Genomic DNA, 23274 nt, shown 5'->3' with positions numbered 1-23274 from the left:
CACACAGGAGATGAGGCGCAGCGTTTGCGCCTTGCCGGAAACAACGTAGTCAGACGAATTGCCATGGATATTCAGATCAACCAGAAGCCGCTCACGCTGCCCGAAGGCGCGACCGTTGCCGATGCGCTCGCCGCATTCGGTGCACGTCCGCCATTTGCCGTCGCCGTGAACGGCGATTTCGTGACGCGCACGCAGCACGGCGCGCGCACGCTTTCGGCGGGTGACCGCCTCGACGTCGTCAGCCCGGTGGCCGGCGGCTGATCGCGCGCGATCAGCACGCTTTTGTCGCTGCTCCAGTTGCGGCTTCAGTAGCGGCTTTAGTTACTCCCGCGCGCCGCCCGTCCGTCGCCACCCGCCCAGGATTCACGCCATGACTATCACCCAGACCGCCGACGCTCTCACGCTCTACGGCGAAACCTTCGCGAGCCGCGTGCTGCTCGGCACCTCGCGCTATCCGTCGCTGCAAGCGCTTTCCGATTCGATGGAGGCCGCGCGCCCCGGCATGATCACCGTCGCGCTGCGCCGCCAGATGAACGACGGCACCGCCGTTGCCGGCTTCTTCGACTTGCTCAAGCGCCACGGCGTGCCCTTCCTGCCGAACACGGCGGGCTGCCTCACCGTGAACGAGGCGGTGACGACCGCGCACATGGCGCGCGAAGTCTTCGAGACCGACTGGATCAAGCTCGAGCTGATCGGCGACGACTACACGCTGCAGCCGGACCCGGTGGGCCTGATCGAAGCCGCGTCGCGCCTCGTGAAGGACGGCTTCAAGGTGCTGCCGTACTGCACCGAAGACCTCGTGATCGGCCGGCGTCTGCTCGACGCGGGCTGCGAGGCGCTGATGCCGTGGGGCGCGCCCATCGGTACGGGCAAGGGCGTGATCAATCCGTACGGCCTGCGCGTGCTGCGCGAGCGGCTGCCCGACGTGCCGCTGATCGTCGACGCGGGCCTCGGCCTGCCGTCGCATGCGGCGCAAGTGATGGAGTGGGGCTTCGATGGCGTGCTGCTGAACACCGCGGTGGCGCAGGCCACGCATCCCGAGGCGATGGCGCGCGCGTTCGCGCTGGGTGTCGAGGCGGGCCGCACCGCATTCCTCGCCGGGCCGATGGCCGAGCGCGAGGCGGCCGTGGCCAGCACGCCGGTGGTCGGCATGCCGTTCTGGCATCAGGATGGAGGCAAGCAATGACCGAAACGCTGCGACTCAAGGACCGCGAGCTGTTCTGGCCGCCCGCGGACGAGCTCACCGAAACGGCGGAGCGCATTCGCGCCCGCCTCGGCGACTGGGCGCCCACGCACGCCCCGTGGCGCCTGTGCCTCACGCCGCCCGATGCGCCCAATGGCGGCGACCTGATCGTCGTGACCGACGCCGGGCCGCATCTGGCGAACATCGCGCGCTGGATGACCGATGGCGCGGGTGTGATCGAGGCTGCCGGCACGCCGGCGTCCGGCCGCGCGACGCTGCACTTGGGCGGCGAGCGCTACGCGCTCGAAGGCGCGCTTGCCGAAGACTGGATCCCGGCGCTGGCGGCATTCCTCGACTGCGGCTTCGACCCGCACGACGCGCTCGTGCTGGCGCTCGCCTGGCGTGACGGGGACGAGCAGCAGGAGGACGCCTGGCCCGTCGACATTGCCCGCTTTCCGCGCGTGCTCGGCCTGCCGGCGGCGCCCGCGCAGCCGTTCGCGCCGTGTCCCGCGAAGCTCGGACTCTATCCGGTGCTGCCCACCGCCGACTGGGTCGAGCGCGTGCTCGACTACGGCGTGAAGACCGTGCAGCTGCGCAGCAAGCAGCCGAAGTCCGCTGCGCTCACGCAAGAGATCGAGCGCTGCGTCGCGGCGGGCCGCAAGCACGACGCGCAGCTGTTCATCAACGACCACTGGCAGGCGGCGATGGCCGCGGGCGCGTACGGCGTGCACCTGGGGCAGGAGGATCTGCGCGAGGCGGATCTGGGCGCGCTCGCCGCCTCGGGCATCCGCCTCGGTCTTTCGACGCACGGCTACTTCGAGATGCTCACCGCACTGCATTTCCGGCCGAGCTACATCGCGTGCGGCGCCGTGTTCGCCACCACGACCAAGGCCATGCCGACCGCGCCGCAGGGCCTCGCCCGCCTCGCCCGCTACGTGAAACTGCTCGACGGCGTGGTGCCGATGGTCGCGATCGGCGGCATCGACTTCGCCGCGCTGCCCGCCGTGCTCGCCACGGGCGCGCCCAGCGCAGCGGTCGTGCGCGCGGTCACGGAGGCCGCCGACCCGGCTGCCGCCGTTGCTGCGCTGCGCAACGCGTTTACGCAATAATTAGCCCGCCTCGCCTCTGGCCGCGCACCCAGACGCGGCTACCGGCGAGGCGCAAGCCGTGGAGCCCTCCGGGGTTGCCCGACTTGCGTCAAGGGGCTTGGGCGTGTCACGGCAGCATTCCCACGATGGCCCTATAATCCGGCCTTCGTGTAAATGGACTGTCTGCTACGTGCCCTCAAACTCTGAGACCCTTCTGGAGCTGCGCGACGTCGACTTCGGTTATGGCGGCGACCGGCTCGTCCTGTCCGGACTGAACATGCGCTTTCGGCGCGGTCAGGTGGTCGCGGTCATGGGCGGCTCGGGCGGCGGCAAAACCACGGTGCTGCGCCTGATCGGCGGCCTCGTACGCGCCCAGCGCGGCCAGGTGCTGTTCCATGGGCAGGACATCGGCGCGCAATCGCGCGAAGGCCTCTACGCGCTGCGCCGGAAGATGGGCATGCTGTTCCAGTTCGGCGCGCTGTTCACCGACATGTCGGTGTTCGAGAACGTCGCGTTCGCGCTGCGCGAACACACCGATCTTCCCGAAGAGCTGATCCGCGACCTCGTGCTCATGAAGCTCAATGCCGTGGGGCTGCGCGGCGCGCGCGATCTCGCGCCCTCGGAAATTTCGGGCGGCATGGCGCGGCGCGTGGCGCTTGCGCGCGCCATCGCGCTCGATCCCGAGCTCATGATGTACGACGAGCCGTTTGCCGGTCTCGACCCCATTTCCCTTGGCATCACCGCGAACCTGATCCGCACGCTGAACGACGTGCTCGGCGCCACGTCGATCCTCGTCACGCACGACGTGCCGGAATCGTTCGCGATTGCCGACTACGTGTATTTCCTCGCGAACGGCCGCGTCCAGGTGGAGGGCACGCCCGCCGAGCTGCGCGCCTCGACCGACCCGATCGTGCGCCAGTTCATCGACGGCGCGCCGGACGGCCCGTTCCGCTTTCACTACCCCACGAACGTCTCGCTCGACGCGGACTTCGGCATTGGCGGAGGCCGCTCATGACCGGCGCCATCAGCTCGCTCGGCCGCGCGGTTCTCGACTCGATCGCGCGCGCGGGCCATGCCACGCGCTTCTTCGTGCGCCTCGTGCTGGAATTCTTCCCGCTGCTGCGCCGTCCGCGCCTTGTCACGAAGCAGATCCACTTCGTCGGTAACTATTCGCTGCTGATCATCGCGGTGTCGGGCCTGTTCGTCGGCTTCGTGCTGGGCTTGCAGGGCTACTACACGCTCAACCGCTACGGCTCCGAGCAGGCGCTCGGGCTGCTGGTCGCGCTCTCGCTCGTGCGCGAGCTCGGCCCGGTGGTCACGGCGCTGCTGTTCGCGGGCCGCGCGGGCACCTCGCTCACGGCCGAAATCGGCCTCATGAAGGCGGGCGAGCAGCTCACGGCCATGGAAATGATGGCGGTCGACCCCGTGCGCGTCGTCGTGGCGCCGCGCATGTGGGCCGGCGTGATCGCCATGCCCATTCTGGCGGCCATCTTCAGCGCGGTCGGTATTCTGGGCGGCTACGTCGTGGGCGTGCTGCTGATCGGCGTGGACGCCGGCGCGTTCTGGTCGCAGATGCAAGGCGGCGTGGACGTCTGGGCCGACGTGGGCAATGGCGTGGTCAAGAGCATCGTGTTCGGCTTCGCGGTGACCTTCACCGCGCTGTACCAGGGCTACGAGGCCAAGCCCACGCCCGAAGGCGTGTCGCGCGCGACCACCAAGACCGTCGTGTATGCGTCGCTCGCGGTGCTGGGGCTCGACTTCCTGCTCACCGCGCTGATGTTCAGCTAAGGATTTCGCGCGGGCGCGCGCCGTGACGGCGCAGCGCCCGGGCTGCGCGGCAGGCGCCCCGTGCATGGCGCCGCCGCAACGGATTCTCATTGGGATGACGATGAAAAAGACTGCTCTCGACTTCTGGGTCGGCCTGTTCGTGGTGCTGGGCTTCATTGCGCTGCTGTTTCTCGCGCTGAAGGCCGGCAACATGAGCTCGCTTTCGTTCCAGCCGACCTACGCGGTCAAGCTCAAGTTCGACAACATCGGCGGCCTCAAGCCTCGCGCGCCCGTGAAGAGCGCGGGCGTGACGGTGGGCCGGGTGGCGTCGATCGGCTTCGACACGAACACCTATCAGGCGCTCGTCACGATCAACATCGACCAGCAGTATCAGTTCCCGAAGGACACCTCGGCGAAGATCCTGACCTCGGGTCTGCTTGGTGAGCAGTACATCGGGCTGGAGCCGGGCGGCGACACCGAAATGCTCAAGGCCGGCGACACCATCTCCATGACGCAGTCGGCGATCGTGCTCGAGAACCTGATCGGTCAATTCCTCTACAGCAAGGCGGCCGATTCGGGCGCCGCGAAGTCGGGCAGCAGCGCCGGCAACGGCGCGAGCGGCGCCGCAAACGGGGCGGCAGGCGGCGAGAGCGCCGCACCGGCTCCGGCACCCGCACCGGCGCCGGCCGGCTCGGGCGCGGCGGCGCAATAAGGAGAAAAAAGATGATGACCACTCGCATGCGCGCCATCACGATTGGCGTTGCGGCGCTCACGCTGACGGCATGCTCGACGGTGCAGACGCCGTCGAAGGACGACCCGTGGGAAGGTTTCAACCGCACGATTTACACCTTCAACGACAAGGTCGACCAATACGCGCTCAAGCCGGTTGCGCAGGGCTACGTGAAAATCACGCCGCAACCGGTGCGTAACGGCGTGACGAACTTCTTCTCGAATATCGGCGATGTCTACAACGCAGCGAACAACTTCCTGCAGCTGAAGATCACCGATGGCGTCGAGGACATCATGCGGATCGTGATCAACACGGTCTTCGGCCTGGGCGGTCTGTTCGACGTGGCGACGCTCGCCAAGCTGCCCAAGCACGACCAGGACTTCGGCCTCACGCTCGGCCACTACGGCGTGCCGCCCGGCCCCTATCTCGTGCTGCCGCTGTTCGGCCCGAGCACGGTGCGCGACGGCGTGGGTCTCGTGGGCAACTACTTCATCAATCCGCTCACGTACGTGGATCCGCCGGCGCTGTCGTGGGGCCTGTACGGTCTGGACGTCATCAACACGCGCGCGAACCTGCTGGGCGCGAGCGACCTGCTCGAAGGCGCGGCGATCGACAAGTATTCGTTCTTGCGCAACGCCTATCTGCAGCGCCGCCAGTACCAGCTCTCGGACGGCCACGCTTCCAATAACCTGCCCGATTACGGCGAGGGTGCGCCGCCGCCGAACTACGGCGAGCCCGAAGAGGGTGCGGCCGCGCCGGGCGCGGCGGCTCCCGCATCGGGCGCTGCGCGTGCTGCTGCGCCAACGGCAGCCAGCATGACGCCGGCCTACCCCAACGGCGCGACCACGGCCCCGGCCACGCTGGAAGGCCCGGCAGGCGCCGCGGCGAGCATTCCAGCGTCCGGCGCGCAGGCGCCAACGGGCGCTTCCGGCGCCGCCGTGCCGGGCGATCAGTACATTCCGCCGGCGCGCATCGGCATTGGCGCGCCCGGGCTGCTGCGTTTGCATTGAGCACGATATTCGGCGCGGCGCCTGGCGTCGCGCCGGCACGCCGCAAGCGCTTAAATCTGACGTAACAAGCTGAAACGCTTGTCGCAGTTTCCTGGCATTGTTTGACTCGGTGTCCTGGTGCTCGCGTGATATCGTTGACCTCCAACGGGGCGTTGTTCCCCAACTTGCAGGACTCGCTATGAAAAAATTCTTTCTGTTTCCGTTTTTCGCCATGTTTTTTGCGTTTGCCGGCGCAGCCTCCGCGCAAACGATCGACACCAGCAACCCTGACGCGATGATCCAGACGATCACGCAGCAGGTCATGGACCAGATCAAGGGCGACAAGTCGATCCAGTCCGGCGACATCAGCAAGATCACGGCGCTCGTGAACGAGAAGATCCTGCCGTACACGGACTTCCGCCGCACGACGCAACTCGCCATGGGCCGCAACTGGCGCACGGCGACGCCTGAGCAGCAGCAGCAGGTCATCGAGCAGTTCAAGACGCTGCTGATCCGCACGTACTCGGGCGCGCTCGCCCAGGTGCGCGACCAGCAGATCCAGTACAAGCCGTTCCGCGCGAACCCGGACGACACCGATGTGGTGGTCCGTTCGACCGTCATGAACAACGGCCAGCCGATCGAGCTCGACTACCGTCTGTACAAGACGCCGCAAGGCTGGCGCGTGTATGACATCAACGTGCTCGGCGCCTGGCTGATCCAGGCGTACCAGCAGCAGTTCCAGGAAAAGATCCAGCAGGGCGGCGTGCAAGGTCTGATCACCTTCCTCACGCAGCGTAACCAGCAGCTCGCCGCCGGCAAGGCCAGTTCGTGAGCGAGCGCTTCGCCACCGGCGCCACGCTGAACCTCGAGAGCGCGAAGGCCGCGCTCTCGACGGGGCTCGCGCAAATCGCAGCAGGCGCCAGCGCCGTCGATTGCGCGCCGCTCACGCATTTCGACTCCTCGGCGCTTGCCGTGCTGATCGCATGGCAGCGTGCCGCGCACGAGCGCGGCGTCATCCTCAGCGTGCTCAATCTTCCCGCCGCGCTCGCCTCCCTCGCGCGCGCTTACGGCGTCGAATCGCTCCTGCACGAGCGACATTGACGCGCGGCGGCCTCGCGGCCACGTCGGCCGGGCGCACCGCTCGAGCCCGATTGCCGCACGCCGCCGCTTCCGCTTTCGAGTCCAAGCCAGGCCCAGGCCGGGCTTTCCGACTTGGCCTATAATCAACCGTTTTTTGGCGCTGCCGCAGCAATCGTGGCATCGAAGCAGGCGGCACAAGCCGTCCCCAAATTCTGGTCTTCCCCGCAGCATTGATGCTTTTATCAGCCGCGCCGTTCACGACGGGCGGCGCCTGAGTCATGCCAGCCATAGAAATCCGCAACGTCAAGAAGCGCTACAAAGAGCTCCAGGCGCTCAAGGGCGTCAGCTTCACCGTCGAAGAGGGCGAGTTCTTCGGGCTGCTCGGCCCGAACGGCGCGGGCAAGACGACGCTCATCAGCTGCCTCGCAGGCCTCGCGCGTGCCGACGAAGGCTCGATCGCCGTGCGCGGCCACGATGTCGTCGGCGACTACCGCAACGCGCGCCGCAATCTCGGCGTCGTCCCGCAGGAACTGGTGTTCGATCCGTTCTTCACGGTGCGAGAGACGCTGCGCATCCAGTCCGGCTATTTCGGCCTGCGCAACAACGACGCGTGGATCGACGAGATCATGGCCAACCTCGATCTCACCGAAAAAGCCGACGTGAACATGCGCGCGCTCTCGGGCGGCATGAAGCGCCGCGTGCTGGTGGCGCAGGCGCTCGTGCACCGGCCGCCCGTGATCGTGCTCGACGAGCCCACCGCCGGCGTGGACGTCGAGTTGCGCCAGACGCTCTGGAAGTTCATCGCGCGCCTGAATCGCGAAGGTCACACCATCGTGCTCACCACGCACTACCTCGAAGAGGCGGAAGAGCTGTGCGACCGCATTGCCATGCTGCGGCGCGGCGAGGTCGTGGCGCTCGAGCGCACCAGCACGCTGCTGCAGCGCTTCGCGGGCACGCAGCTGTACTTGCGCTTCTCGGAGGGCGTGCTGCCGACGGAGCTGCGCGCGCTCGAAATCGATAGATCGAACGGCAACGGTCACCAGCACCTGCTGCGCCTCGCGAGCTACGACGACGTCGAGCGCATCCTCGCGCTGTGCCGCGCGAACGGCTGCAAGCTCGAAGAAATGGAAGTGCGCAAGGCCGATCTGGAGGATGTCTTCGTGCAGGTGATGAACGGTCCTGAAGTGATCGAGGGGCTGGCATGAGCGGCTTCCGTACCCTGTTCTACAAGGAAGTGCTGCGTTTCTGGAAGGTCGCCTTCCAGACCGTGCTCGCCCCGGTCATCACCGCGCTGCTGTATCTGACGATCTTCGGCCACGCGCTGCGCGGCCATGTGGAGGTCTACCCGGGCGTCGAGTACACGAGCTTCCTGATTCCCGGCCTCGTGATGATGAGCGTGCTGCAGAACGCGTTCGCGAACTCGTCCTCGTCGCTCATCCAGTCGAAGATCACGGGCAATCTCGTATTCGTTCTATTGCCGCCGCTGGCCGCCTGGGAGATGTTTGGAGCTTACGTGCTCGCCTCGATCGTGCGCGGCCTCGCCGTGGGCGCGGGCGTGTTCGTCGTGACGATCTGGTTCATTCCGATGAGCTTCGCCGCACCGTTCTACATCATCGCCTTCGCGGTGCTCGGCTCGGCGATCCTCGGCACGCTCGGCCTGATCGCCGGGATCTGGGCCGAAAAATTCGACCAGCTCGCGGCGTTTCAGAACTTTCTCATCATGCCGCTCACGTTCCTTTCGGGCGTGTTCTATTCGACGCATACGCTGCCGCCGGTCTGGCGCGAGGTGTCACGGCTGAACCCGTTCTTCTACATGATCGACGGCTTCCGGTACGGTTTTTTCGGCTTGTCCGACATTAACCCGCTCGCAAGTCTCGCGATCGTTTTCGTCTTTTTCGTGGTGCTGGCCGCGCTGGCGATGCGTCTGCTCGCGAGCGGCTACAAGCTGCGCCACTAAATGCCATTCACGCAGGAGCCCCACACCATGTTGCCGACTCCGGAACAGGTCAAGCAGTACATCTCGGCAGGACTCGCGTGCGAGCATCTCGAAGTCGAGGGCGACGGTCAGCACTTCTTCGCGACGATCGTGTCGTCGGCGTTCGAAGGCAAGCGCCTGATCCAGCGCCATCAGCTCGTCTATGCGGCGCTCGGCGAGCGCATGCGCGAGGAAATCCACGCGCTCAGCATGAAGACGCTCACGCCCGCCGAATGGCAGAACGCATAATCTGGAATCTCAGTGCGAATTACCCAGGACAATGGCGCCGCCGCGAGCGGCGCCGCACAACATGACGCGACGCCGCAAGCCGGTCGCGCCGATCAGGAAACCTCAGGCATGGATAAACTCGTCATCGTCGGCGGGCAGACGCTCGCAGGGGAAGTGACCGTTTCGGGTGCGAAGAACGCGGCGCTGCCCATTCTCTGCGCGGTCCTCTTGAGCGCGGAACCCGTCCATCTGGACAACGTGCCCGACCTTCAGGACGTGCGCACCACGCTCAAGCTGCTCAACCAGATGGGCGTGCGCACCGAGCAGGACGGCCACCGCGTGCAGCTCGACGCCTCGAAGGTCGACAACCTCGTCGCGCCGTATGAGCTCGTGAAGACCATGCGCGCGTCGATTCTCGTGCTCGGGCCTCTCGTCGCCCGCTTTGGCGAGGCGAAGGTGTCGCTGCCGGGCGGCTGCGCGATCGGCGCGCGCCCCGTGGATCAGCACATCAAGGGCCTGCAGGCGATGGGCGCCGAGATCACCATCGAGCACGGCTTCATCGAGGCGCGCGCGAAGCGCCTGAAGGGCGCGCGCATCGTCACCGACATGATCACGGTCACCGGCACGGAAAACCTGCTGATGGCCGCCGTGCTGGCCGAAGGCGAAACGGTGATCGAGAACGCCGCGCGCGAGCCCGAAGTGGGCGACCTCGCGCATCTGCTCGTCGCGATGGGCGCGCAGATCGAGGGCATCGGCACCGATCGTCTGGTCATCCAGGGCGTGGACAAGCTGCACGGCGCGAAGCACACCGTCATTCCCGACCGCATCGAGGCGGGCACGTTCCTGTGCGCGGTCGCGGCCGCGGGCGGCGACGTCACGCTGCGCCAGGTGCGTCCGCATATCCTCGACGCCGTCACGGACAAACTGCGCGAAGCGGGCGTGACGATCGAGGAGGGCGACGACTGGATGCGCGTGCGCATGCACGAGCGCGCGCGCGCCGTGAATCTGCGCACCTCGGAATATCCGGCGTTCCCGACCGACATGCAGGCGCAGTTCATGGCGCTCAACGCGATCGCGGACGGCACCTCGCAAGTGGTCGAAAACATCTTCGAGAACCGCTTCATGCACGTGCAGGAGCTGAACCGCCTCGGCGCGCACATCACGATCGACGGCAAGACGGCACTCGTTGCCGGCGTCGAAAAGCTCTCGGGCGCGAAGGTGATGGCAACCGATCTGCGCGCTTCGGCGAGCCTCGTGATCGCGGGCCTCTGCGCCGACGGCGAGACGCTGATCGACCGCATCTATCACCTCGACCGCGGCTACGACCGCATGGAAGAGAAGCTGAACAAGATCGGCGCCAACGTGAAGCGCATCAAGGGGAACGCGGCATGAGCACGGTCGAATCCAGGCCCACGCCGGCCGCGGCGGCCGGTGCGCCGCTCACGCTGGCGCTCTCGAAGGGCCGCATCTTCGAAGAGACGATGCCGCTGCTCGCCGCCGCGGGCGTCGAGGTGACCGAAGACCCGGAAACCTCGCGCAAGCTCATCCTGCCGACGACCGACCCGAACCTGCGCGTCATCATCGTGCGCGCGACCGACGTGCCCACCTATGTGGAATACGGCGCGGCCGACTTCGGCGTGGCGGGCAAGGACGTGCTGCTCGAGCATGGCGGCGGCGGGCTCTATCAGCCGATCGATCTCGATATCGCGCGCTGCCGTCTCTCGGTGGCCGTGAAGGCGGGCTTCGACTACGCCAATGCCGTGCGCCAGGGCGCGCGCCTGCGCGTGGCGACCAAGTACACGGAAGCCGCGCGCCAGCACTTCGCGGCCAAGGGCGTGCACGTCGACCTCATCAAGCTCTATGGCTCGATGGAGCTCGCGCCGCTCGTCGGCCTCGCCGACGCGATCGTCGACCTCGTCAGCACGGGCGGCACGCTGCGCGCGAACAATCTGGTCGAGGTCGAGGAGATCATGGACATCTCCTCGCGCCTCGTCGTGAACCAGGCGGCGCTCAAGCTCAAGCGCGCTGCGCTGCGGCCGTTCCTCGACGCGTTCGAACGCGCGTCGCGCGGCGCGCAGGCAGCGTGATCAAGCCGCCGGATCCGGCGGCTTGATCCGGCCACTTGATTTGGCTACCTGAGTTGGCCACTTGAGTTTGGCGAACTGAAGAAGCTCGCACGAGCGAGCCGGGCGACGCCCGCGCGGAGCACCCGATGCGCCGCGCCCACAACCGTTACGGATGGATATCAGCATGGCTATCACGATGCGCAAACTCGACTCCAGCGCCGCAGGCTTCAAGGCGGCGCTGCACGCGGTGCTCGCCTTCGAGGCGAGCGAAGACGAGGCCATCGAGCGCTCGGTCGCGCAAATCCTCGCCGATGTGAAGGCGCGCGGCGACGCCGCCGTGCTCGACTATACGAACCGCTTCGACCGCCTGAACGCCACGAGCGTCGATGCGCTGGAGCTGCCGATCAGCGAGCTCGAGGCCGCACTGGAAAGTCTCGAGCCCAAGCAGCGCGCGGCGCTCGAAGCGGCGGCCGCGCGCGTGCGCGGCTACCACGAGAAGCAGCGCATCGAGTGCGGCTCGCATAGCTGGCAGTACACCGAAGCGGACGGCACCGTGCTCGGCCAGAAGGTCACGCCGCTCGACCGCGTGGGCCTTTACGTGCCGGGCGGCAAGGCCGCGTATCCGTCGTCGGTGCTGATGAACGCGATTCCCGCGCGGGTTGCGGGCGTGCGCGAGATCATCATGGTCGTGCCCACGCCCGACGGCGTGAAGAACCCGCTCGTGCTGGCGGCGGCGCTGCTCGGCGGCGTCGACCGCGTGTTCACTATCGGCGGCGCGCAGGCCGTGGGCGCACTCGCCTACGGCACCCGCACGATCCCGGCTGTCGACAAGATCTGTGGCCCGGGCAACGCCTATGTGGCCTCGGCCAAGCGCCGCGTGTTCGGCACGGTCGGCATCGACATGATCGCCGGCCCCTCCGAGATCCTCGTGCTGTGCGACGGCACGACCGATCCGCGCTGGGTCGCGATGGACCTGTTCTCGCAGGCCGAGCACGACGAGCTCGCGCAATCGATCCTGCTGTGCCCGGACGACGCGTTCATCAAGCGCGTGCAAGACGCGATCGACGAACTGCTGCCCTCGATGCCGCGCGCCGAAGTCATCGCCACGTCGCTGACGAACCGCGGCGCGCTCGTGAAGGTGCGCGACATGGCCGAAGCCTGCGCGATCGCCAACGACATCGCACCCGAGCACCTCGAAATCTCGGCGCTCGAGCCGCAGAAGTGGGGCGCCGAAATCCGCCACGCGGGCGCCATCTTCCTCGGCCGCTACACGAGTGAAAGCCTCGGCGACTACTGTGCGGGGCCGAATCACGTGCTGCCTACGTCTCGTACCGCACGTTTCTCGTCGCCGCTCGGCGTCTATGATTTCATCAAGCGATCGAGCCTGATCGAAGTGAGCGCCGAAGGCGCCCAGACGCTCGGCGAGATCGCGGCGGAACTCGCGTACGGCGAAGGCCTCCAGGCCCACGCGCGCAGCGCCGAGTACCGCATGAAGCAAAGCTGAGACAGGGTGGAGACAGGGCGGCGCGCATGAGTTTCCTGTGCGCCGCGCCCCCTGAGGAGACGTTTGCAAGCATCGGCGCGCCAGGCGCACGCAGGCCAGCGCCCGATGCCTGGAACACCGAAATAACCCGCGCGCCCGAAAACGGGCGCCAATCTGGACGGCCCTGCAGCGCTGCGGCACTGTAGTCCGGCTGGCCGTCCGTGCCGGCTCCACGCCCCGCGCGCGAGCCAATCGACAATGACGACACCACACGACATCATCCGCCCCGATGTGCTCGCCATGACGAGCTATCCGGTCCCCGACGCCGCCGGCTTCGTGAAGCTCGACGCCATGGAGAACCCGTACTCGCTGCCCGCCGATCTGGCGGTGCAACTGGGCGAGCATCTCGCGGGCGTGGCGCTGAACCGCTATCCGGCGCCGCGTCCCGAGGCCCTCATGGCGAAGCTCAAGACCGCGATGCGCGTGCCGCCCGAGTGCGACGTGCTGCTCGGCAACGGCTCGGACGAGATCATCAGCATGATCACGATGGCGTGCGCGAAGCCGGGCGCGAAGGTGCTCGCGCCGGTGCCGGGCTTCGTGATGTATGCGATGTCGGCGAAATTCGCCCAGGTGGAATTCGTCGGCGTGCCGCTCAAGGCCGATCTGACGCTCGATACCGGCGCCATGCTTGCTGCCGTCGCCGAGCACAAGCCGGCCGTGATCTGGCTCGCGTACCCGAACAACCCCACGGGGACCCTCTTCGCCGACGCCGACATCGAACGCATCATCGAAGCCGCGGACGCTGCCGGCGGCCTCGTCGTGATCGACGAGGCCTATCAGCCGTTCGCGCAGACGAGCTGGATGCCGCGCGCGGGCGCGTTCGACAACGTGGTCGTCATGCGCACGATGTCCAAGCTCGGGCTTGCGGGCATCCGCCTCGGCTACCTCGCGGGCCGCACTGCATGGCTCAACGAGTTCGACAAGGTGCGCCCGCCGTATAACGTGAATGTGCTCACCCAGGCGGCCGCCGATTTCCTGCTCGACCATATCGGCGTGCTCGACGCGCAGGCCGCCCAGTTGCGCGCGGACCGGGCCCAACTGGCCGCCGCGGTGGCGACATTGCCGGGCGCCGAAGTGTTCGAAAGCGCCGGCAATTTCCTGCTCGTGCGCGTGCCCGATGCCTCCGCCGTGTTCGATACGCTGCTGACAGCGCGGGTGCTGGTCAAAAACGTGAGTAAAATGCACCCATTGCTGGCGAATTGCGTGCGCCTGACCGTTGGGACCCCCGACGAAAACGCGCAGCTGCTCGCCGCCCTGAAGCTCGTGCTCAAGTGAATCGTTCCCATCGTTGCGAAGCGCACAGCGCTTCGAGCTTCGTTCTCTGAACCCTCCTGTTACAGGCTGTTTGAAGGAAATTGCCATGCGCGTCGCGCAAGTCGTTCGCAACACCAGCGAAACGCAAATCCGCGTGAAACTCAATCTGGACGGCACCGGCGAGCAAAAGCTCGCGACCGGCGTGCCGTTTCTCGACCACATGCTCGACCAGATCGCGCGACACGGTCTGATCGATCTCGAAGTCGAGGCGCATGGCGACACCCATATCGACGACCACCATACGGTTGAAGACGTCGGCATCACGCTGGGCCAGGCGGTCGCGCAGGCGATCGGCGACAAAAAGGGCATCCGCCGCTATGGCCATGCCTACGTGCCGCTCGACGAGGCGCTCTCGCGCGTGGTGATCGACTTCTCAGGTCGTCCGGGGCTCGAGTTCCACGTGCCGTTCACGCGCGCGCGCATCGGCACGTTCGACGTCGATCTGTCGATCGAATTCTTCCGCGGCTTCGTCAATCACGCCGGCGTGACGCTGCATATCGACAATCTGCGCGGCCTGAACGCGCATCACCAGATGGAAACCGTGTTCAAGGCCTTCGGCCGCGCGCTGCGTCAGGCCGCCGAGCTGGATGAGCGCCAGGCGGGCAAGATTCCGTCGACGAAGGGCAGCCTGTAAGCGGTATCCGAGATGAAAACTTCAATTGCGATTGTGGATTATGGGATGGGCAACCTGCGTTCGGTGGCCCAGGCGCTGAAGCAGGCCGCGCCGGAAGCCGACGTGCAGATCGTCGAGCAGCCGGAAGCGATCCGCGCAGCCGACCGCGTCGTGCTGCCGGGTCAGGGCGCGATGCCCGACTGCATGCGCAGCCTCGCGGAATCGGGCCTGCAGGACGCCGTGCTCGAAGCCTCGCGCACCAAGCCGCTGATGGGCGTGTGCGTGGGCGAGCAGATGCTGTTCGACTGGAGCGCCGAGGGCGACACGAAGGGCCTCGGCCTGCTGCCGGGCAAGGTCGTGCGCTTCGCGCTGGAAGGCCAGTTGCAGGACGACGGCTCGCGCTTCAAGGTGCCGCAGATGGGCTGGAACCGCGTGCGTCAGACCCGCGCTCACCCGCTGTGGGACGGCGTGCCCGACGAAAGCTTCTTTTATTTCGTGCACAGCTACTATGTAGTGCCGGCCGACGCAGCTCACACGGTGGGCGAAACGCCGTACGGCGCGGCCTTTACCTCGGCGGTGGCGCGGGATAACATCTTCGCCACCCAATTTCACCCGGAAAAGAGCGCCGCAGCGGGCTTGCGCGTCTATCGCAACTTCGTCCACTGGAACCCGTAATTCACGCGCGGCGTTGCCGGCTCGGATCACCCAGGTCAGTCCTGCAAGCGTTGTGTGCGCCCGAAGCCGATTTACATCAGCAAGGCCGCCGAAAGAGTTGTACTAAACTAGCGAAACGGCGTCGGATCGGGGCTTTTCCCGGTCGTTGCCGGCTGATTTCAACCCCATTCCCAGACATCACCCGATTGCTATGCTGCTGATTCCGGCCATCGATCTCAAAGACGGTCACTGCGTACGCCTCAAACAAGGCGATATGGACCAGGCGACGATTTTCTCCGAGGAACCGGCGGCCATGGCCCGACATTGGGTCGAGCGCGGCGCGCGGCGTCTGCACCTCGTCGACCTGAACGGCGCGTTCGCAGGCAAGCCGAAGAACGAAGACGCGATTCGCGAGATCATCGCGGAAGTGGGCGACCAGATCCCCGTGCAGTTGGGCGGCGGCATCCGCGACCTCGACACCATCGAGCGCTACCTCGACGACGGCCTCTCGTACGTGATCATCGGTACGGCCGCGGTCAAGAACCCGGGCTTCCTCCAGGAAGCTTGCACGGCGTTCGGGGGCCATATCATCGTCGGGCTCGACGCCAAGGACGGCAAAGTCGCCACCGACGGCTGGAGCAAGCTCACGGGCCACGAAGTCGTGGACCTCGCGCGCAAGTTCGAGGACTACGGCGTCGAGTCGATCATCTACACCGACATCGGCCGCGACGGCATGCTGCAAGGCATCAATATCGAAGCGACGGTGCGTCTTGCGCGCGCGGTGAAGATTCCGGTCATCGCGAGCGGCGGCCTCTCGAATCTCGCCGATATCGATGCGCTCTGCGAAGTCGAGGACGAAGGCGTCGAAGGCGTGATCTGCGGCCGCGCGATCTACTCGGGCGATCTGGATTTTGCCGAGGCGCAAACGCGCGCAGACAGCCTGCGCGAATCGGACGACGCTTAAAGCGTCGCGTGGACGGCCTCCCGAGCGGCGGCCGAGTCCTGCGGGGCTTTCGGGGTCCTTTTTGGTCCTTTTGGTCCTTCGGGCTCCCCGGTGCGACCGTCGGGGCGACCGGCAAGGGCGGGCCGCGCGCCGTCGGCGGCGAGTCGCCGCTCCCGGCCGTTCGTTCGCCGGCTAATTTCGCGATAACCGCTATCGCGCGACAATGGGCGTAGCTGCTGCGGTCCCGGCACGCCCCGGAATATCGGCAAGATCATGGCTCTACCCAAACGCATCATTCCCTGTCTCGACGTGACTGCCGGACGGGTCGTCAAGGGCGTCAACTTCGTCGAGCTGCGCGACGCGGGCGATCCCGTCGAAATCGCGCGCCGCTATGACGATCAGGGCGCCGACGAGCTCACCTTTCTCGACATCACGGCCACCTCGGACGGGCGCGACCTGATCCTGCCGATCATCGAAGCGGTGGCCTCGCAGGTCTTCATCCCGCTGACGGTGGGCGGCGGCGTGCGCGCCGTCACCGACGTGCGGCGCCTGCTCAACGCCGGCGCCGACAAGGTCGGCATGAATTCGTCGGCGGTGGCCAATCCGCAGCTCGTGCGCGATGCCGCCGATAAATACGGCTCGCAGTGCATCGTCGTCGCCATCGACGCGAAGCGCACCTCGGCGCCGGGCGAAGCGCCGCGCTGGGAAGTCTTCACGCACGGCGGCCGCAAGGCCACCGGCATCGACGCCGTCGAGTGGGCGCGCAAGATGGCCGAGTTCGGCGCAGGCGAAATCCTGCTCACGAGCATGGATCGCGACGGCACCAAGAGCGGCTTCGACCTCGCCCTCACGAGCGCGGTGTCCGACGCCGTGCCGATTCCCGTGATCGCCTCGGGCGGCGTGGGCGGTCTGCAAGATCTCGCGGATGGCATCGTCAAGGGCCATGCCGACGCCGTGCTGGCGGCGAGTATCTTCCACTACGGCGAGCACACGGTTGGCGAGGCCAAGCGCTTCATGGCCGATCAGGGCATTTCGGTGAGGATGTGACGCCATGAACAACGCACAAACCCACGACATCGCGAAGGCCGGCTGGCTCGACAAGGTCAACTGGGACGCCAACGGCCTCGTGCCCGTGATCGCGCAGGAAGCCACGACCGGCGACGTGCTGATGTTCGCGTGGATGAACCGCGAAGCGCTGGCCAAGACGGTCGAGCTGCGCCGCGCGGTGTACTTTTCGCGCTCGCGCCAGCGCCTGTGGTTCAAGGGCGAGGAGTCGGGCCACGTGCAGCACGTGCACGACATTCGCCTCGACTGCGACGAGGACGTCGTGCTGCTCAAGGTCGAGCAGGTGTCGAACATCGCGTGCCACACGGGCCGTCACTCGTGCTTTTTCCAGCAATTCGAAGGCACCGTCGACGAAGGCCGCTGGGTCGCCGTCGATCCCGTGCTGAAAGACCCCGAACACATCTACAAATGACGCAACTGAACACCAACGACACCCTGCTGCGCCTCGCGGCGGTGATCGACAGCCGCAAGGGCGGCGACCCGGACGCTTCCTACGTCGCACGCCTGTTCCATAAGGGCGACGACGCCGTGCTCAAGAAGGTGGGCGAAGAGGCGACCGAAGTCGTGCTGGCCGCGAAGGACGTGCGTCAGGGCGGCGCGCCGAAGGCGCTGGTCGGCGAGATGGCCGATCTGTGGTTCCACTGCCTCGTCACGCTCTCGCACTTCGACCTGAGCCCGGCCGATGTGCTGGCGGAGCTGGAGCGCCGTGAGGGGCTCTCGGGCCTCGAGGAGAAGGCGCTGCGCAAGAGCCGCGAGCGCGAAGAAAACGGCGAATGACGCTGCGGGACTGAATTCGGGCCGCGGATTCGGGTCGAATTATTGGGTCGAGTCATCGCAGCGATACTGGCCCAGGTGACGCACGCGAGGCGTGTGTCGCCACCGACCTGACTGGAGATGCCACCCATGTCCACGCCCGGCGATTGCCCGCCTCCTGCCTACCGCGCCCCGGAGCACGATCCGCTCGACGCGGATCGTCTGCGCAGCCTTCGCACCCTCACGCATATCCTCTACGGGCTCTACGCGATCTTCTTGCTCACGGGTGGCGTGACCGTGCTCGTGGCGATCATCATCAATTACATCAAGCGCGACGAAGCGGCCGGCACGCCTTACGAGCAGCACTTCACGTGGCAGATCCGCACGTTCTGGCTCGGGCTCGCCGGAACGCTGATCGGCGGCGCGCTCTTCGTCGTCGTGATCGGTATTCCGATTTTGTGGGCTGTCGGAATCTGGACGTTGTACCGTATCATCAAAGGCTGGCTGTACCTGTACGACAACAAGCCGCTGTCCGATCCACGCGCGTGGCTCTGACGCTGCGGCAGATTGGGACCGTGCGCGGAACCCGACACGCTTTCTCCCCATACGGCGGCCCAGGAGCACCATGAGTCACGACCGCAGCACCTGTCTCTTTTGCAAGATCGCCGACGGCCTGATCCCCAGCACGCGCGTCTATGAAGACGACGAGTTCGTCGCGTTCCGGGACATTCGGCCCGCAGCACAAACTCACGTGCTGGTCATTCCGCGCCAACATATATCCACCCTCGCGGACTGCGGTGAAAACGAAGCCCCGCTGCTTGGTAGAATGTTTGTATTGGTCGCGCGGCTGGCGAGGGATCTGGGCGTGTCCTACACGGGCGGTGAGACCGGCTATCGCACCGTGGTGAACACGGGGCCCGGCGGCGGCCAGGAGGTCTATCACCTGCACGCGCATCTGCTGTCCGGACCGCGTCCGTGGCAGCGCATGGGATAGACCGGGCGCTTGCGCGGCAAGACGGCACAATCCCAGGGGCGGCCGAGAAAAAGGGCACGTTGCCACGCAGCCGAAATAGCTTGCAGTTACCATACCGGGCACGCAGCCCGGCAACCCGCCAGGCGCGCCAGGCATGGCGCCACGCCGGACCAGTCGATCGGCACGGGCGTCAGGAAGCGCGTTCGCGCGACACGGTTTTTTCGCTGCGCATGAGGCGTGGCAACGGGGTTAAGGAGAGTTTTGATCATGGGTTCGTTGAGCATTTGGCACTGGCTGATCGTGTTGTTGATCGTGGCGCTCGTCTTTGGCACGAAGAAGCTGCGCAATATCGGCAGCGATCTGGGCGGCGCGGTGAAGGGTTTCAAGGAAGGCATGCGCGAGGGCGAGGAGTCCGGCGCCGATACGCAAAAGCGCGAGCTGCCGAACAACGGCGGCACGGTCGATGTCGACGCCAAGGACAAGACCCCGCGTTCGAACGACTACCGCTAAGCGCGGCAGCCGTTATTTCCCGCCCCAAGGCTGACGGAAAGCTTCATTCATGCTCGATCTGGGTCTAACCAAGATGGCGCTGATCGGCGTCGTCGCGCTGGTCGTTCTCGGACCGGAACGGCTGCCGCGCGTCGCGCGTACGGCCGGCGCCCTGTTTGGCCGCGCGCAGCGCTATATCAACGACGTCAAGGCGGAAGTCACGCGCGAGATCGAACTGGACGAGTTGCGCCGCATGAAGGGCGAATTCGAACAGGCCGCGCAAAACGTCGAGAAAACCGTTCACGATAACCTGCACAAGCAGGAGACCGAGCTGAACGAGGCCTGGAACGTCGGCACGGGTGGGGCCCCCAGCATCGCGGGCGGCGCCGCTTCGGACCCGGCGCAAGGCAGCGCGTTCGGGACGTCCGGCACGGCCGATGGTTCGGGCGCCACGTCATGGCGCTCGGGTAACGCGTCTAACGCAACCGGCGGCAAACGCAAGAACTGGCGCGTGAAGCAAACGGCAACGCCCACGTGGTACAAACGGGCGACGCTGCGACGCACGCGCGTGCAATCGGGTGCCGCGCGCGTCGCGCAGCATACGCCGGCCAGCTTGCGCCGTCCCACGCGCTTCTTCTGATGCTCCGATACCGCAGTCGAGTCTGAACTTGTCCATCTCCAACCCCCGAGGGCCGGTGTGAGCGACCCCCAACAAAGACAGGACGAGGGCACTGAAGAGACCTTCATCTCGCACCTCGTCGAGCTGCGCGACCGCATCATTCGCGCGGGCATTGCCGTGATCGTCGTGTTCGTCGGGCTCGTGTACTGGGCGCCCGACATCTTCAGGCTGCTCGCCCGCCCGTTGATGCAGAACCTGCCGCGCGACGGCAAGATGATCGTCACCGACGTGACCGGCTCGTTCTTCGTGCCGATGAAGGTGACGATGCTCGTCGCCTTCGTGATCGCCTTGCCGGTCGTGCTCTATCAGATCTGGGCGTTCGTGGCGCCAGGCCTCTATCAGCACGAGAAGAAGCTGGTCGGGCCGCTGGTGGCGAGCAGCTATACGCTGTTCCTGTGCGGCATGGCGTTCGCGTATTTCGTGGTGTTTCCCACCATCTTCCGCGTGATGGCGCATTACAACGCGCCGCTCGGTGCGGAGATGACCACCGATATCGACAATTACCTGAGCTTCGTGCTCACGATGTTCCTCGCGTTCGGTGTGACCTTCGAAGTGCCGATTGTCGTCGTGCTGCTCGTGCGCATGGGCGTGCTGACGGTCAAGAAGCTCAAGGAGATTCGTCCCTATGTGATCGTCGGCGCGTTCATCGTTGCCGCGGTCGTCACGCCGCCGGATGTGTTTTCGCAGCTCATTCTCGCGCTCCCGCTGATCGTGCTGTACGAGGCGGGGATTATCGCGGCGAGACTCTTCGTCGGGACCGGCGAGAAGAAGGCTGTCGACGAGAGTGAGGCAACGAGCTGACGGGGCGCGCTCAGGCGTGCGGGCCCGAAGCCGGTAAAGTCCAAAAAGAAAGGCCGCGAACGGTGACGTTCGCGGCCTTTTTTGCTTCTCTCGCTTCGCTGCGCGGCGCAGGCGAGGGCGCCAGTCAGCGAATGCGCGCTGGCGGCAACGTGAGCGGTGAGCCCACGTCGCGGGCGTTCCGGTCAGCCTCCGTCGTCGTCGCCTTCTTCGTCCTGGTTCGCGGGCTGCTTCGGCGGCGGCGGGCGCTTGCCGATCATCACGTCGAGGTCCATGTCCTTGTTCTTGCGCACGAGGTGGACCTTGGCGCTGGTGCCCGGCTTGATCTGCGCAATGACGTTCAGCAGGCGCGTGGTGTCGGTGATCGCTTCGCCGTTCACCGCGGTCAGGACGTCGCCCGGCTTGATGCCGGCCTTGTCGGCGGGGCCGCCCTGCAGCACGCCCGCGACGATCGCGCCCGACTTCTGGTTCAGCCCGAACGACTCGGCGATCTCGGGCGTCACGTCCTGCGGCTCCACGCCGATCCAGCCGCGCGTGACCGAGCCCGTCGTGATGATGCTCTCCAGCACGCTGCGCGCCGTGGAGACGGGAATGGCGAAGCCGATGCCGAGCGAGCCGCCCGAGCGTGAATAGATGGCCGTGTTGATGCCGAGCAGATTGCCGTTGACGTCGACGAGCGCGCCGCCCGAGTTGCCCGGGTTGATTGGCGCGTCGGTCTGGATGAAGTTCTCGAAAGTGTTGATGCCGAGGTGATTGCGCCCGAGCGCGCTGATGATCCCCATCGTCACGGTCTGGCCCACGCCGAACGGGTTGCCGATGGCGAGCACGACGTCGCCCACGCGCGCCTGATCCATGCGTCCGAGCGTGATGGTGGGCAGGTTCGGCAGGTTGATCTTGAGCACGGCGAGATCGGTCTCCGGGTCGATGCCGATCACCTTCGCGTTGGTGGTGCGGCCGTCGGAGAGCGCGATTTCAATCTGATCGGCGCCGTCGATCACGTGCTGGTTCGTTAGAATGTAACCGTCCGGACTGACAATGACGCCCGAACCGAGGTTCGCCGCAGGCTGTTCCTGCTGCTTGCGGTTGTTATTGGGATTGCCGAAAAAGTAGCGGAATAGCGGGTCGTTCTGGCGCGGGTCGGGCGGCAGCGACCCGTCCTTGCTCGAGAATACGTTGACGACCGCGGGCATCGCCTTCTGGGCCGCGTCCGCATAGGAACCTTGCGCGGGGCCGCCGCCAATGCCCGGCGCCACCTCCCGCAGGGCAACGATCGGTTCCGCGAGCTGCTTGCCGAGTTGCCCCTGATGCTGGAGCCACTGCGGCTTGAGCGTCGCGATGATGAACATCAACGCCAGCAGGACCGTCACCGCCTGGGCGAAGAACAGCCAAAAGCGTCTAAGCATCTGAAGATTAGAGGATTATATGGATCGGATCGAACTGGAATTGTATCTGAACAATCTTCTGGAATCCGCGCGGTTCAAGGACTACTGCCCGAATGGCCTGCAGGTCGAGGGGCGGCGGCGCGTGGAGAGGATCGCGACCGGCGTCACGGCCTCGCTTGCCTTCCTCGAAGCGGCGCTGGAGTGGGGCGCCGACGCCGTGCTCGTGCACCATGGCTATTTCTGGCGCAACGAGCCGCCGCAGATCACGGGGCGCAAGTACCACCGCCTGAAAGCGCTGCTTGCCAACGACCTCAATCTGTTTGCCTACCATCTGCCGCTCGACTGCCATCCCGAGCTGGGCAATAACGCGCAGTTGGGCGCCAAACTCGGCTGGATCGGCGAAAAACGCTTCGGCGACCAGGACCTCGGCTGGATGACCACGCTGCCCATGCCCATCACGCTCGCGCACTTCACGGCGCAGGTCGAGCAGACGCTGGGCCGCACACCGCTCGTGCTCGGCGACCCCGATTGGGAGCTGCGCCACGTGGCATGGTGCACGGGCGCGGCGCAAAGTCTCTTCGATGCGGCGATCGAAGCGGGCGCCGATGTCTTCCTGACCGGCGAAATCTCCGAGCCGATCACCCATACCTCGGCCGAGAGCGGCGTGGCGTTCCTTGCCGCGGGCCATCACGCCACCGAGCGGTTTGGCGTGCAGGCGGTGGGCGCGCACCTGGCGGAGGCGTTCGACATCGAGCATCTTTTCATCGATATCCACAATCCCGTTTGAGCGGGGTGGTTTGAGCGGCGCAATCGAGCGGCCGATTGTCTTTGCGCTTCGCCCGATCGACTCATGGCGGAGCGCATCGGCATGTCTTATTCAGCGGGCGTTTACAAGATGAAAAGAAAATGGCCCCGTTTTCTGGGGGAAAACCCCGAGTTATCAAGGACTTCGCCCGCTTTTT

29 protein-coding genes are annotated in these 23274 nt (G+C 66.1%); 28 read left to right on the top strand and 1 reads right to left on the bottom strand.

Annotated elements, in window-relative coordinates; all coding sequences use genetic code 11:
- Window positions 1–63: 63 nt before the first annotated feature.
- From thiS to tatC, 27 genes are all read left to right on the top strand, one after another.
- Window positions 64–261: a sulfur carrier protein ThiS gene (thiS, locus tag BO1_RS16340; RefSeq protein ID WP_028218467.1), complete on the top strand. Its 198-nt coding sequence runs from the start codon at window positions 64–66 to the stop codon at window positions 259–261.
- Window positions 262–370: 109 nt separating this feature from the next.
- On the top strand, window positions 371–1186 hold the full coding sequence (locus BO1_RS16335) for a thiazole synthase (RefSeq protein WP_028218466.1): 816 nt from the start codon (window positions 371–373) through the stop codon (window positions 1184–1186).
- Window positions 1183–2292, top strand: a complete 1110-nt coding sequence (thiE, locus tag BO1_RS57575; protein WP_084687999.1) for a thiamine phosphate synthase — start codon at window positions 1183–1185, stop codon at window positions 2290–2292. The genes BO1_RS16335 and thiE overlap by 4 nt, the downstream gene beginning before the upstream one ends.
- Before the next feature lie 169 nt (window positions 2293–2461).
- On the top strand, window positions 2462–3286 hold the full coding sequence (locus tag BO1_RS16325; RefSeq protein WP_028218464.1) for an ABC transporter ATP-binding protein: 825 nt from the start codon (window positions 2462–2464) through the stop codon (window positions 3284–3286).
- Window positions 3283–4059, top strand: coding sequence for a lipid asymmetry maintenance ABC transporter permease subunit MlaE (gene mlaE / locus BO1_RS16320; RefSeq protein ID WP_028218463.1), 777 nt, complete (start codon window positions 3283–3285; stop codon window positions 4057–4059). Before BO1_RS16325 ends, mlaE begins: the two co-directional genes overlap by 4 nt.
- A gap of 94 nt (window positions 4060–4153) precedes the next feature.
- Window positions 4154–4750: an outer membrane lipid asymmetry maintenance protein MlaD gene (gene mlaD, locus BO1_RS16315; RefSeq protein WP_028218462.1), complete on the top strand. Its 597-nt coding sequence runs from the start codon at window positions 4154–4156 to the stop codon at window positions 4748–4750.
- 11 nt (window positions 4751–4761) lie between these two features.
- Complete coding sequence (locus BO1_RS16310; RefSeq protein ID WP_028218461.1) at window positions 4762–5778, top strand: MlaA family lipoprotein; 1017 nt, start codon at window positions 4762–4764, stop codon at window positions 5776–5778.
- A 178-nt stretch (window positions 5779–5956) separates the two neighbouring features.
- Window positions 5957–6589 (top strand): MlaC/ttg2D family ABC transporter substrate-binding protein, encoded by a 633-nt coding sequence (locus BO1_RS16305; RefSeq protein ID WP_028218460.1) that lies wholly within the window; start codon window positions 5957–5959, stop codon window positions 6587–6589.
- A complete protein-coding gene (locus tag BO1_RS16300) occupies window positions 6586–6858 on the top strand; it encodes an STAS domain-containing protein (RefSeq protein WP_028218459.1) in 273 nt (90 codons plus the stop codon). Before BO1_RS16305 ends, BO1_RS16300 begins: the two co-directional genes overlap by 4 nt.
- 257 nt (window positions 6859–7115) lie before the next feature.
- On the top strand, window positions 7116–8042 hold the full coding sequence (locus BO1_RS16295) for an ABC transporter ATP-binding protein (protein ID WP_028218458.1): 927 nt from the start codon (window positions 7116–7118) through the stop codon (window positions 8040–8042).
- Window positions 8039–8794 (top strand): ABC transporter permease, encoded by a 756-nt coding sequence (locus tag BO1_RS16290; protein ID WP_028218457.1) that lies wholly within the window; start codon window positions 8039–8041, stop codon window positions 8792–8794. Before BO1_RS16295 ends, BO1_RS16290 begins: the two co-directional genes overlap by 4 nt.
- A gap of 27 nt (window positions 8795–8821) precedes the next feature.
- On the top strand, window positions 8822–9061 hold the full coding sequence (locus tag BO1_RS16285; RefSeq protein WP_028218456.1) for a BolA family protein: 240 nt from the start codon (window positions 8822–8824) through the stop codon (window positions 9059–9061).
- A gap of 108 nt (window positions 9062–9169) precedes the next feature.
- Window positions 9170–10432, top strand: coding sequence for a UDP-N-acetylglucosamine 1-carboxyvinyltransferase (gene murA, locus BO1_RS16280; protein ID WP_028218455.1), 1263 nt, complete (start codon window positions 9170–9172; stop codon window positions 10430–10432).
- Window positions 10429–11127: an ATP phosphoribosyltransferase gene (hisG, locus tag BO1_RS16275; RefSeq protein WP_043285072.1), complete on the top strand. Its 699-nt coding sequence runs from the start codon at window positions 10429–10431 to the stop codon at window positions 11125–11127. The genes murA and hisG overlap by 4 nt, the downstream gene beginning before the upstream one ends.
- Window positions 11128–11290: 163 nt before the next feature.
- Complete coding sequence (hisD, locus tag BO1_RS16270) at window positions 11291–12610, top strand: histidinol dehydrogenase (protein ID WP_028218453.1); 1320 nt, start codon at window positions 11291–11293, stop codon at window positions 12608–12610.
- 237 nt (window positions 12611–12847) lie between these two features.
- Complete coding sequence (gene hisC / locus BO1_RS16265; protein WP_028218452.1) at window positions 12848–13924, top strand: histidinol-phosphate transaminase; 1077 nt, start codon at window positions 12848–12850, stop codon at window positions 13922–13924.
- An 85-nt stretch (window positions 13925–14009) separates the two neighbouring features.
- Window positions 14010–14597, top strand: a complete 588-nt coding sequence (gene hisB / locus BO1_RS16260; protein WP_028218451.1) for an imidazoleglycerol-phosphate dehydratase HisB — start codon at window positions 14010–14012, stop codon at window positions 14595–14597.
- A gap of 12 nt (window positions 14598–14609) precedes the next feature.
- Window positions 14610–15251 carry an imidazole glycerol phosphate synthase subunit HisH gene (hisH, locus tag BO1_RS16255; RefSeq protein WP_028218450.1) on the top strand — a complete coding sequence of 214 codons (642 nt, stop codon included), beginning with the start codon at window positions 14610–14612 and terminating at the stop codon, window positions 15249–15251.
- Between the two features lie 190 nt (window positions 15252–15441).
- A complete protein-coding gene (gene hisA / locus BO1_RS16250; protein WP_028218449.1) occupies window positions 15442–16194 on the top strand; it encodes a 1-(5-phosphoribosyl)-5-[(5-phosphoribosylamino)methylideneamino]imidazole-4-carboxamide isomerase in 753 nt (250 codons plus the stop codon).
- A gap of 252 nt (window positions 16195–16446) precedes the next feature.
- The gene (gene hisF / locus BO1_RS16245) at window positions 16447–17220 is read left to right on the top strand and encodes an imidazole glycerol phosphate synthase subunit HisF (RefSeq protein ID WP_028218448.1); all 774 of its coding nucleotides are present in this window, start codon (window positions 16447–16449) and stop codon (window positions 17218–17220) included.
- Window positions 17221–17224: 4 nt separating this feature from the next.
- Window positions 17225–17650, top strand: coding sequence for a phosphoribosyl-AMP cyclohydrolase (hisI, locus tag BO1_RS16240; protein ID WP_043285070.1), 426 nt, complete (start codon window positions 17225–17227; stop codon window positions 17648–17650).
- Window positions 17647–18015: a phosphoribosyl-ATP diphosphatase gene (locus BO1_RS16235; RefSeq protein ID WP_028218446.1), complete on the top strand. Its 369-nt coding sequence runs from the start codon at window positions 17647–17649 to the stop codon at window positions 18013–18015. Before hisI ends, BO1_RS16235 begins: the two co-directional genes overlap by 4 nt.
- Before the next feature lie 126 nt (window positions 18016–18141).
- Complete coding sequence (locus BO1_RS16230; RefSeq protein ID WP_028218445.1) at window positions 18142–18546, top strand: DUF4870 family protein; 405 nt, start codon at window positions 18142–18144, stop codon at window positions 18544–18546.
- 70 nt (window positions 18547–18616) lie between these two features.
- Entirely contained in the window at window positions 18617–18985 is a 369-nt protein-coding gene (locus BO1_RS16225) for a histidine triad nucleotide-binding protein (protein ID WP_028218444.1), read from the top strand.
- 246 nt (window positions 18986–19231) lie between these two features.
- Window positions 19232–19474, top strand: a complete 243-nt coding sequence (gene tatA, locus BO1_RS16220) for a Sec-independent protein translocase subunit TatA (RefSeq protein WP_028218443.1) — start codon at window positions 19232–19234, stop codon at window positions 19472–19474.
- Window positions 19475–19523: 49 nt separating this feature from the next.
- Entirely contained in the window at window positions 19524–20093 is a 570-nt protein-coding gene (tatB, locus tag BO1_RS16215; protein ID WP_028218442.1) for a Sec-independent protein translocase protein TatB, read from the top strand.
- Between the two features lie 57 nt (window positions 20094–20150).
- Window positions 20151–20933: a twin-arginine translocase subunit TatC gene (gene tatC, locus BO1_RS16210; RefSeq protein ID WP_028218441.1), complete on the top strand. Its 783-nt coding sequence runs from the start codon at window positions 20151–20153 to the stop codon at window positions 20931–20933.
- A 182-nt stretch (window positions 20934–21115) separates the two neighbouring features.
- Here the strand turns inward: tatC and BO1_RS16205 are convergent, their stop codons facing one another.
- The gene (locus BO1_RS16205; RefSeq protein WP_028218440.1) at window positions 21116–22333 is read right to left on the bottom strand and encodes a Do family serine endopeptidase; all 1218 of its coding nucleotides are present in this window, start codon (window positions 22331–22333) and stop codon (window positions 21116–21118) included.
- A 19-nt stretch (window positions 22334–22352) separates the two neighbouring features.
- Between BO1_RS16205 and BO1_RS16200 the strand changes: the two genes are divergently transcribed.
- The gene (locus BO1_RS16200) at window positions 22353–23099 is read left to right on the top strand and encodes a Nif3-like dinuclear metal center hexameric protein (protein ID WP_028218439.1); all 747 of its coding nucleotides are present in this window, start codon (window positions 22353–22355) and stop codon (window positions 23097–23099) included.
- Window positions 23100–23274 lie beyond the last annotated feature (175 nt).

This window comes from Paraburkholderia oxyphila NBRC 105797 (genome assembly GCF_000685075.1).
Classification (GTDB): Bacteria; Pseudomonadota; Gammaproteobacteria; order Burkholderiales; family Burkholderiaceae; genus Paraburkholderia; species Paraburkholderia oxyphila.
This window is presented reverse-complemented; position numbering and strand designations above follow the sequence as displayed.